This window comes from Bradyrhizobium sp. USDA 3315, from assembly GCF_054056795.1.
Window position 1 is genome coordinate 6,210,660 of the sequence record NZ_JBSRYP010000001.1, and the last position, 9,242, is coordinate 6,219,901.

The 9,242-nt window shown below is 64.2% G+C and carries 11 protein-coding genes; 8 read left to right on the forward strand and 3 right to left on the reverse strand.

From position 1 onward, the window contains the following. Positions 1 to 65 precede the first annotated feature (65 nt). The 7 genes from ACVIYL_RS28955 to ACVIYL_RS28985 all read left to right on the forward strand — a co-directional run bounded on the left by ACVIYL_RS28955 (position 66) and on the right by ACVIYL_RS28985 (position 5,105). Entirely contained in the window at positions 66 to 926 is an 861-nt protein-coding gene (locus ACVIYL_RS28955; RefSeq protein WP_456780384.1) for an adenylate kinase, read from the forward strand. Between the two features lie 189 nt (positions 927 to 1,115). After that, positions 1,116 to 1,484, forward strand: a complete 369-nt coding sequence (rpsM, locus tag ACVIYL_RS28960; RefSeq protein ID WP_057019544.1) for a 30S ribosomal protein S13 — start codon at positions 1,116 to 1,118, stop codon at positions 1,482 to 1,484. A 114-nt stretch (positions 1,485 to 1,598) separates the two neighbouring features. Beyond that, positions 1,599 to 1,988, forward strand: coding sequence for a 30S ribosomal protein S11 (gene rpsK / locus ACVIYL_RS28965; protein ID WP_006021048.1), 390 nt, complete (start codon positions 1,599 to 1,601; stop codon positions 1,986 to 1,988). A 119-nt stretch (positions 1,989 to 2,107) separates the two neighbouring features. After that, the gene (locus ACVIYL_RS28970; protein ID WP_035631062.1) at positions 2,108 to 3,139 is read left to right on the forward strand and encodes a DNA-directed RNA polymerase subunit alpha; all 1,032 of its coding nucleotides are present in this window, start codon (positions 2,108 to 2,110) and stop codon (positions 3,137 to 3,139) included. 162 nt (positions 3,140 to 3,301) lie between these two features. Next, entirely contained in the window at positions 3,302 to 3,718 is a 417-nt protein-coding gene (gene rplQ / locus ACVIYL_RS28975; RefSeq protein WP_016843769.1) for a 50S ribosomal protein L17, read from the forward strand. A 289-nt stretch (positions 3,719 to 4,007) separates the two neighbouring features. Next, a complete protein-coding gene (locus tag ACVIYL_RS28980; RefSeq protein WP_456780385.1) occupies positions 4,008 to 4,802 on the forward strand; it encodes an SDR family NAD(P)-dependent oxidoreductase in 795 nt (264 codons plus the stop codon). A 6-nt stretch (positions 4,803 to 4,808) separates the two neighbouring features. Next, on the forward strand, positions 4,809 to 5,105 hold the full coding sequence (locus tag ACVIYL_RS28985) for a DUF1330 domain-containing protein (protein WP_456780386.1): 297 nt from the start codon (positions 4,809 to 4,811) through the stop codon (positions 5,103 to 5,105). Here the strand turns inward: ACVIYL_RS28985 and ACVIYL_RS28990 are convergent, their stop codons facing one another. From ACVIYL_RS28990 to ACVIYL_RS29000, 3 genes are all read right to left on the reverse strand, one after another. Beyond that, positions 5,106 to 6,233 carry a hypothetical protein gene (locus tag ACVIYL_RS28990; RefSeq protein ID WP_456780387.1) on the reverse strand — a complete coding sequence of 376 codons (1,128 nt, stop codon included), beginning with the start codon at positions 6,231 to 6,233 and terminating at the stop codon, positions 5,106 to 5,108. Between the two features lie 53 nt (positions 6,234 to 6,286). Beyond that, positions 6,287 to 7,366: a phosphotransferase gene (locus tag ACVIYL_RS28995; protein WP_456780388.1), complete on the reverse strand. Its 1,080-nt coding sequence runs from the start codon at positions 7,364 to 7,366 to the stop codon at positions 6,287 to 6,289. A gap of 188 nt (positions 7,367 to 7,554) precedes the next feature. Beyond that, positions 7,555 to 8,568, reverse strand: a complete 1,014-nt coding sequence (locus ACVIYL_RS29000; RefSeq protein WP_456780389.1) for a zinc-binding alcohol dehydrogenase family protein — start codon at positions 8,566 to 8,568, stop codon at positions 7,555 to 7,557. A gap of 118 nt (positions 8,569 to 8,686) precedes the next feature. On the opposite strand from ACVIYL_RS29000, the gene ACVIYL_RS29005 reads away from it, so the two are divergent. Beyond that, a complete protein-coding gene (locus ACVIYL_RS29005) occupies positions 8,687 to 9,067 on the forward strand; it encodes a winged helix-turn-helix transcriptional regulator (RefSeq protein ID WP_166205903.1) in 381 nt (126 codons plus the stop codon). The last annotated feature ends 175 nt before the right edge of the window (positions 9,068 to 9,242 follow it).

The window sequence follows — 9,242 nt, forward strand, 5'->3', positions numbered from 1 at the left end:
CTCGGCTTCGAACTCAAAACACAGGTGTGCGAACGTCGCCCACCTAGCCGGGGGGCGAAACAGATATGAGATTGATCCTTTTGGGGCCGCCGGGCTCGGGCAAGGGAACCCAGGCGCAGCGGCTGGTGCACAAGCACGGCATCGTCCAGCTCTCGACCGGTGAGATGCTGCGCGCTGCGGTCGCCGCGGGCACGCCGGTCGGCCTACAGGCCAAGGAGATCATGGCCAATGGCGGCCTGGTTCCAGACGAGGTGGTGGTGGGAATCATCGCCGACCGGATCGAGCAGCCCGATGCCAAGAAGGGGTTCATTCTCGACGGCTTCCCGCGCACTGTGCCGCAGGCCGAGGCGCTCGACGATCTGCTCCGGAAAAAGCACCTCAAGCTCGACGCGGTGGTTGAGCTCCGCGTCAACGAGAGCGCGCTGCTCGCCCGCGTTGAGAAGCGTGCCGAGGAAACCCGCGCGCGCGGCGAGGAAGTCCGCCTCGACGACACGCCGGAAGTGCTGACCAAGCGCTTGGCGCAGTACCGTTCGCTGACGGAGCCGCTGATTCACTATTATTCGGAGCGGCGGAAGCTCCTGACGGTCGATGGCATGATGACCATCGAGCACGTCACCCGCGAGATCAACCGGATCCTGACCGCGCTCGGCGCGCTGGAACCCAGGGAACACGAGGATCACGTCCCCAAGACGGCTAAAAAGGCCGCCAAGGCGGCCATGAAGGCCAGCAAGAAGGCAGCTAAACCAGCCCAAAAGGCCGCTAAATCGGCCCGGAAGGCTGCCAAGGCGCCCTCCAAGGCCAAAGCGGCCAAGAAAACCGCGAAGAAGGCGGTAAAGAAGGCCGCCCGCGCCGCGAAAGCCCGCAAGGGAGCAAAGACCGCCAAAAAGGCGGCAAAAAAGCTCACGAAAAAGCGAGCTAAACGCTAGGAGCGGTTGACGAAACCGACATGAATCCTTTAATAAGCCCCGCATCCAAGTTGGATAGTTTGATGACGATGCCGGGCCCCGAAGGACATGAGGGGAGGGCGTCGTGTTCGCGTTTGTGGACACAAGCCCGAGAGAGCAAGCACTTGAGAAGCCCGTATCCGTGATGGATCGGCGACAGGAGAGAAGTCCGTGGCCCGTATTGCCGGCGTCAACATTCCTACCAACAAGCGCGTCCTGATCGCGCTTCAGTACATCCATGGCATCGGCCAGAAGAACGCGGCCGACATCATCGAGAAGGTCAAGATCCCGCTGGACCGTCGCGTCAACCAGTTGACCGACCAGGAAGTCCTGCAGATCCGCGAAGTGATCGACCGCGACTACCTGGTCGAGGGCGACCTCCGTCGCGAGGTCGGCATCAACATCAAGCGGCTGATGGACCTCGGCTGCTACCGCGGCCTGCGTCATCGCCGCGGTCTGCCGGTGCGCGGCCAGCGCACCCACACCAATGCGCGCACACGCAAGGGGCCGGCCAAGGCGATCGCCGGCAAGAAGAAGTAAGTTTTGCGAATTGCAGGTGGGGAGTAGCGAATGGAAATTCGCTACTCGCCATTTGCGTTTTGAGGTGTAGCCGCTGGCACTACGGCGGCGTCGAGATCACAGGAAAGGTTTGAAATGGGCAAGGAAGCCACCCGCGTACGCCGCCGCGAACGCAAGAACATCGCCTCCGGCATCGCGCACGTGAATTCGTCGTTCAACAACACGACCATCACCATCACCGACGCGCAGGGCAACACCATTGCCTGGTCATCGGCCGGCACCATGGGCTTCAAGGGCTCACGCAAGTCGACCCCCTATGCCGCGCAGGTCGCGGCGGAAGACGTCTCCAAGAAGGCGCAGGAACACGGCATGCGCACGCTGGAGGTTGAAGTGGCCGGCCCGGGTTCGGGCCGTGAGTCGGCGCTCCGTGCGCTGCAGGCTGCGGGCTTCACCGTCACCTCGATCCGCGACGTGACCACCATCCCGCACAATGGCTGCCGTCCGCGCAAGCGTCGGCGCGTTTGATCTGTAAGTCGTGGGCGGCCTCTGGCCGCCCTGCGATGGTTTTTGGAATTGACCGCGCGGACTGATCCGCGATCTCCAACGCCGGGTTCGGCCATTCGATTTGGCCCTGTGACCGGCAAATGGGTGAAACAGTGACGATCCAGAAAAATTGGCAAGAACTCATTCGACCGAACAAGCTGCAGGTGACGCCGGGCTCGGACGCGAGCCGGTTCGCCACCGTAGTCGCCGAACCGCTCGAGCGTGGCTTCGGCCAGACGCTCGGCAACGCGCTGCGCCGCATCCTGTTGTCCTCGCTGCAGGGCGCGGCGGTGCAGTCGGTGCATATCGACGGCGTGTTGCACGAGTTCTCCTCGATCGCCGGTGTCCGTGAAGACGTCACCGACATCGTCCTCAACATCAAGGACATCTCGATCAAGATGCAGGGCGAAGGCCCGAAGCGCATGGTCGTGAAGAAGCAGGGCCCGGGCGCCGTCACCGCCGGCGACATCCAGACCGTCGGCGATGTCACGGTGCTCAACCCCGACCTGCAGCTCTGCACGCTGGACGACGGCGCCGAGATCCGCATGGAGTTCACGGTCACGACCGGCAAGGGCTATGTCGCCGCCGAGCGCAACCGTCCCGAGGATGCTCCGATCGGCCTGATCCCGGTCGACAGCTTGTTCTCGCCGGTCCGCAAGGTCTCCTACAAGGTCGAGAACACCCGCGAGGGCCAGATCCTCGACTACGACAAGCTGACCATGACGATCGAGACCAACGGCGCGATCACGCCGGAGGACGCGGTGGCCTACGCCGCGCGCATCCTGCAGGATCAGCTCAACGTGTTCGTCAACTTCGAAGAGCCGCGCAAGGAAGTCACGCAGGAGATCATCCCCGATCTCGCGTTCAACCCGGCGTTCCTCAAGAAGGTCGACGAGCTCGAGCTGTCGGTGCGTTCGGCAAACTGCCTGAAGAACGACAACATCGTCTACATCGGCGACCTCGTGCAGAAGTCGGAAGCGGAAATGCTCCGTACTCCGAACTTCGGCCGCAAGTCGCTGAACGAAATCAAGGAAGTGCTGGCCCAGATGGGTCTGCACCTCGGCATGGAAGTGCCGGGCTGGCCGCCGGAGAACATCGACGAGCTCGCCAAGCGCTTCGAGGATCACTACTAAGCTTTAGTCATTCCGGACGTCGCGAAGCGGCGATCCGGAATCTCGAGATTCCGGGTTCGGCTCTGCGAGTCGCCCCGGAATGACGTCCGGGCGAACGCAGGATGCCCACCTGCAAAACTTGTCGCTGAACCACCGCGGCAGAATTGAAGAAGGAAGAAGTCAATGCGTCACGGCAAGGTTCATCGGAAGCTCAACCGCACCGCCGAACACCGGCGTGCGATGTTCGCCAACATGGCGGCCGCGCTGATCAAGCACGAGCAGATCGTCACCACGCTGCCGAAGGCCAAGGAGCTGCGGCCGATCGTCGAGAAGCTCGTCACCCTCGGCAAGAAGGGCGGCCTTGCCCTGCGCCGTCAGGCGATCTCGGAGCTGCGCGACGTCGACCAGGTCAAGAAGCTGTTCGACACGCTGGCGACCCGCTACAAGGACCGCCAGGGCGGCTACACCCGCATCATCAAGGCCGGCTTCCGCTACGGCGACAACGCGGCGATGGCCGTGATCGAGTTCGTCGACCGCGACGTTGACGCCAAGGGCCAGGACTCCGGTCCGGCGCAGGACAAGGAAGCCGAGGCGGCGTAAGCCCCGCTTCGAGCCAGGTTTTGAAAGCGGCGCCTTCGGGCGCCGTTTTTATTTGGTGGCCACGCTCCATCCCCGTCGTCCTGGCGAAAGCCAGGACCCATTACCCCAAATCTATATTGTTGCGCGACGCTGGGGCTCAAATCCTTCTCATAATCACCTGCGGTGGTAATGGGTCCTGGCTTTCGCCAGGACGACGAGGTGTGTTCTGCTTCCTCACGCATCGGTGAGATGCAATTGCGGCGCTGCACGCCGCGCCCGATATGTCCGTCGACATCAATGGAGATGACAGATGAAAATCGACCTTTCCGGAAAGACTGCGCTGGTGACCGGCTCGACCGCGGGCATTGGCAATGCCATCGCAAGGGGGCTGGCCGAGACCGGCGCCGAGGTCGTCGTCAACGGCCGCGGTCAGGCCAAGGTCGATGCCGCGATTGCCGCGATCACGAAGGCAGTACCGGACGCAAAGCTCCGCGGCATTGCCGCCGACGTCTCGACCGAGGCGGGCTGCAAGGCGCTGCTCGCGGCGCTGCCGGACGTCGACATCCTCGTCAACAATGCCGGCATCTTCGAGCCGAAGCCGTTCTTCGACATTCCCGACGAGGACTGGAGCCGCTTCTACGAGGTCAATGTGATGTCGGGCGTCCGGCTGTCGCGCGGCTACATGCAGGGCATGCTGAAGCGCAACTGGGGCCGCATCGTCTTCATCTCCTCGGAGTCCGGCCTCAACATTCCGACCGAGATGATCCATTACGGCATGACCAAGACCGCGCAGCTTGCGATCGCGCGCGGGCTCGCCGAGCTGACCAAAGGCACCGCCGTGACCGTCAACTCGGTGCTGCCCGGACCGACCATGTCCGAAGGCGTCGAGACCTTCGTCAAGGATCTCGCCAAGCAGAACGGCCAATCGGTCGAGGAGGCGGCCTCCAACTTCGTCAAGCAGCACCGGCCGACCTCGCTGCTGCAGCGCTTTGCCAGCACCGAGGAGATCGCCAATCTCGTGGTCTATGTCTGCTCCAGGCAGGCATCGGCGACCAACGGCGCCGCGTTGCGCGCCGAAGGCGGCATCGTCAACACGATCGCATGAGGCCGCATGCCGGCCTATGTGATCTCCGAGGTCGAGATGCGCGACGCCGCGGCGTTCGAGGCCTATCGGACGCTGGCGGCGAACACCATCGCACAATTTGGCGGGCGCTACGTCGTGCGCGGCGGCACAGTCGAGGTGGTGGAGGGCGGTCCACCACCGAACGCGATCGTCATCATCGAATTTCCGACCATGGCGCGCCTGCGCGAATGGTATGCGTCACCGGAATATGCCGAAGCGTTGACGCTTCGCGCAACCGCGCTGGAGCGACGCCTGCTATTCGTCGAGGGCGTGCCGGCGATCTAGCTATCCCTTCGCGCCGTCCAGGAATTCGCTGAAGCCTGCGGGACGGTAGGGACCGAAGCAAACCTGCTCCAGCACGCCAATTCCGGTCTGGCCGCCCTGGCGGGCGCGGACCACCTGCTGGACGTGCACATTCTCGCGGGCCAGCGGGTCGAGCGTCGATGGATCGAACGACTCGCCGCCGATCTCGAGCTCGCCCTTCCACATGCCCTGGCCCCACTGCGGATGGCCGTAGCCGAGCCCCTTCATCTGGAATTTGAGGATCGGGTCGAGCGCGATGGTCGTGGTGTGGCCGTCGATATCGACGAGGTCGATTTCAGCCGACTGCGCGAGCCGGGTGTGCGGCACGTATTTGACGCGATGCCGCGCGGTCGCCATGCGGCGGTCGAGGCCGTCGACCACGCCGGGAATCTCGGCCTCGCATCGGTAGAGCGGCGCGGTGATGCCCTCGCGGACCAGCGCCTCGCCCTGCGTCCCGTCGAAGAAGATCGCGTGCGAGATGTGGTCGTCCCAGACCAGCGGCGCCCAGAGGAAGAACACGCTCGGCGGCGGCATCGGCGCGCCTCCGACGTCGCGTTCGCCGACATTGCGCACGCCCCAGGAGCGATCCTTGGTGCCGTAGCAGGTGCGATCGTCGACCTTGATCCCGCCGTCGGGGTGGCTGATGACGCCGCTCCAGCGGCCGAACTGGTCGAACCGGGTCGAATCCATCGCGCGGCGGTCGCCCGACCAAAGCGTCTGGCGCGCTTCCTGGATCGCGGCGGTGCGCGCGGAGAAGGTCAGGTCGCAGGCGAGGCCCGTCGCATTGTCGTCGAGCACGACCCGGGTCCGCAGCATCGGCTCGAGCACTTCGAGCCTGAACGGACCGACCTGCATCTCGGTGCGCTCGATCGGGGCGCGCCGCGAACCGTAAAAGCAGTGCTGCCGTCCCCCGCGTTCCACGACGCTGAAGGCACAATCGAGGATCTTGCGGTGCGGGTAGATCGCAATGCCGATCCCGAAATAATACGCGCCGTCGGCGGTGTAGCCGTTGAACCAGGTCCGGTCATAGACATTGCGGTCGCTGGTCGAGGGAACCGCGATCGGCTCCGGCGTCTGGTGGATGGGGAAATCGTCCAGTTTGTTGAGCACGCCGATCCCTTTCGATGTCCTGACGCGTTGTATCCACTTTGCTCGATAGCGCGTCAGTCCTGCCAGTATGAAAAACTGTCGTGGTCCAGGGCTTGCGCGCAGGCGCCGCGGGTCATTTTCAGGAACAGTGCGTCGCCTCGCTCGGAGCGCTGGACGCTGAGCGCGGAGACCACGCCCATCATGATGCCGTGCAGCGTGTAGCGCCGGTAATCCTGCCAGCAACGATCCCAGTCGTAGTCCCGCACGCCGCGCCGGATCAGTTCCGAATGATAGAACCGCACCAGGTCGGCTTCATGAAGCCGCCGTTCGATCGGGTCGATGCCGGCCGAGAGGAAATAGGCGACGTCGACGATTCCTGGGCCCACTGTCAGCGTCTGCCAGTCCAGCGTCGCCATCGGATGGGTATTGCCGCGGACGTCGAACAGCATGTTGTCGAGCCGGAAATCCGCGTGCTGGAGGGTTCGCGGCGCCGATCGATCGGACTGGTAGCGCAATAGCGCGTCCGGAAGCCGGTCGATCAGATCAAGGAATTCAGGCTCGATCACGCCGCGATATCGCTCCTTGTAGTGACCGATGATGCCGGGCAGCACCGAGCGAAGGTCTCTGCGCCGGCTTGCGGCCATCACGAAGCATTGCACCGCATCGAGGCTCGGGTCATTCCATCGCGGCGCATGCAACGCCGCGGCCTCGGTCATGGCGATCTGGCAGTCGGCGATCGAGCATCCGGCGAGCTGATCGCCCGGACGTGCGGGCGCGAGGTCCTCCAGGATCAGGGTGAAGTCGTCGGTCGCCGGATCAATCTCGGCAAGAATCGGCCGGGGGGTGTGAATGGCGACGGTGGCGGCCAGCTCGCGATAGAATGCGACCTCGCGGACGTAAAGCGTGTGCGCGGAACCGGAGCGGCGGCTGTCGGGATCTGCGGCCGGGAATTTGCCGACGACGCTCAAAGGAGCGTTCGGCTCGTCACCGTCATAGGTCACACGAAATCGATAGCTGTCGCCGACGAGGCCATTGCCGACCGGCTTGCAGGCGAGATCGACGACCCTGACCTGGTCGATCACACCGGCTTCGCGCAGCGCCCGCGTCATCCACTCCGGATCGATCCGCGACGGATCGGCCGTGAGCAAACTCATCGGTTTCCTCCCATCCCCGTGGGCGTCACCACCGCTCCGGCCGCGTCCTGCGCGGCCGGATTGAGGACGGGGTGATCGTTGCGCAAATCATACAGGCGCTGGCGGCTTTGGCAAAAGCCACCCGCCGGCCTGTGGGGATATCATGCCCGGGATGTTGCCCGGGCATGAGGAAGCGGACGTGAGGAGCCTTACCAGCCTTCGAGCACGATCTTGCCGCGTGACTTGCCGCTTTCCAGCAAAGCGTGGGCGCGCTTGAGGTTGGCGGCGTTGATAGTACCGAAGGTCTGGTCGAGCGTGGTGCGCAGCACGCCCTTGTCGATCAGGTCGGCGACATCGTTGAGCAGATGATGCTGCGCGATCATGTCGGGTGTCTGGAACGAGGAGCGCGTGAACATCGATTCCCAGTGCACCGACACGGCCTTGCCCTTGAACGCGGCGACGTTGAATTCCGGCGGATCGTCGATCAGGCCGAACTTGCCCTGCGGCGCGATGAAGTCGGCGATCGATTTGTAGTGCTGGTCGGTGAAGGTGAGGCTGGCGACGAGGCCGACCGGCGGCAGCCTCAAGCTCTCGATCTGCTCCTTCATCGGCTGCGAGTGATCGATCACCGCATGGGCGCCGAGATCGCGGCACCACTTTTGCGACTCCGGCCGCGTTGCGGTCGCAACCACGGTCAGTCCGGTGAGGCGGCGCGCAAGCTGGATCAGGATCGAGCCGACACCGCCGGCGCCGCCGATGATCAGCAGCGTGCGCGGATCGAGGCTCTTGCCCGGCGCCGCGCCGAGCCGGTCGAACAGCAGCTCCCACGCGGTGATCGAGGTCAGGGGCAGGGCGGCAGCCTGCGCGAAGGACAGCGACGCCGGCTTGTTGCCGACGATGCGTTCATCGACCAGATGAAATTCCGAATTGGTGCCCTGGCGCAGGATCGAGCCCGCGTAAAACACCTCGTCGCCGGGCTTGAAGAGCGAGACGTCGGGCCCGACCGCGTCGACCACGCCGGCCGCGTCGAAGCCGAGGATCTTGTATCCGCCGTCGGTCGGCGCCGCGCGCTTGCGCACCTTGTAGTCGACCGGATTGGCCGAGATGGCCTTCACCGCGACGCGGATGTCGCGCCCCTTCGGCTCGGGCTTGGCGATCTCGAAATCGACGAGCGAATCCGCCGCCTCGATTGGCAGCGATTTTTGGTATCCGACGGCCTTCATGCCTGGTCTCCGTGGTGGGCGATTGCCTGCCGATTAACTGTCGCGCTGGCGTCCATTTGGCAAGTACTGTAAAAACAGGGAACTAGTCCCTGTTTGTATACTATTGGGAAAATACTGCATGAAACGGAAGAATTTCGCGCGCCGGCCGGGCTGCGCGGTCGAGGCCGCGCTCGACCTGATCGACGGCAAGTGGAAGGGCGTGATCCTCTACCACTTGCAGGCCGGCACCCAGCGCTTCGGCGAGTTGCGGCGGCGGATGCCCGGCATCACCCAGCGCATGCTGACCAAGCAGCTGCGCGCGCTCGAGGACGATGGCCTCGTGATCCGCAAGGTCTATGCCGAGGTGCCGCCACGGGTCGAATACACGCTTTCCGAACTCGGCGAGAGCCTGCGCCCGGTGATCGATATTCTGAAAGCCTGGGGCGAGGGCCATCAGGAGCGGCTGTCCTGCGCGCCGGCGCCGGAGGTTGTTGTGAAGAAGTCGAAGCGCGCGGCCTGAAAGCATGTTCGCGCGACGCGCTCCGCTTCACCTCGCCCTGCGTGCGGGGAGAGGCATAGGCCGCCTACGGCGGCCGTTCTCAAGAACGCCGAAGCGGTGCTTCGGCTATGACGCATCGTCAGATGCGTTCCGGGTGAGGGGGAGCCTCAGCAAGCGCAGCTGCTGCCGAATACGC

Bases quoted from the DNA above. Each gene is read 5' to 3' on its own strand.
- ACVIYL_RS28955 (WP_456780384.1), top strand. From the start codon at position 66: ATGAGATTGATCCTTTTGGGGCCGCCGGGCTCGGGCAAGGGAACCCAG.
- rpsK (WP_006021048.1), top strand. From the start codon at position 1,599: ATGGGCAAGGAAGCCACCCGCGTACGCCGCCGCGAACGCAAGAACATC.
- ACVIYL_RS28970 (WP_035631062.1), top strand. From the start codon at position 2,108: ATGGGTGAAACAGTGACGATCCAGAAAAATTGGCAAGAACTCATTCGA.
- rplQ (WP_016843769.1), top strand. From the start codon at position 3,302: ATGCGTCACGGCAAGGTTCATCGGAAGCTCAACCGCACCGCCGAACAC.
- ACVIYL_RS28980 (WP_456780385.1), top strand. From the start codon at position 4,008: ATGAAAATCGACCTTTCCGGAAAGACTGCGCTGGTGACCGGCTCGACC.
- ACVIYL_RS28985 (WP_456780386.1), top strand. From the start codon at position 4,809: ATGCCGGCCTATGTGATCTCCGAGGTCGAGATGCGCGACGCCGCGGCG.
- ACVIYL_RS28995 (WP_456780388.1), bottom strand. From the start codon at position 7,366: ATGAGTTTGCTCACGGCCGATCCGTCGCGGATCGATCCGGAGTGGATG.
- ACVIYL_RS29000 (WP_456780389.1), bottom strand. From the start codon at position 8,568: ATGAAGGCCGTCGGATACCAAAAATCGCTGCCAATCGAGGCGGCGGAT.
- ACVIYL_RS29005 (WP_166205903.1), top strand. From the start codon at position 8,687: ATGAAACGGAAGAATTTCGCGCGCCGGCCGGGCTGCGCGGTCGAGGCC.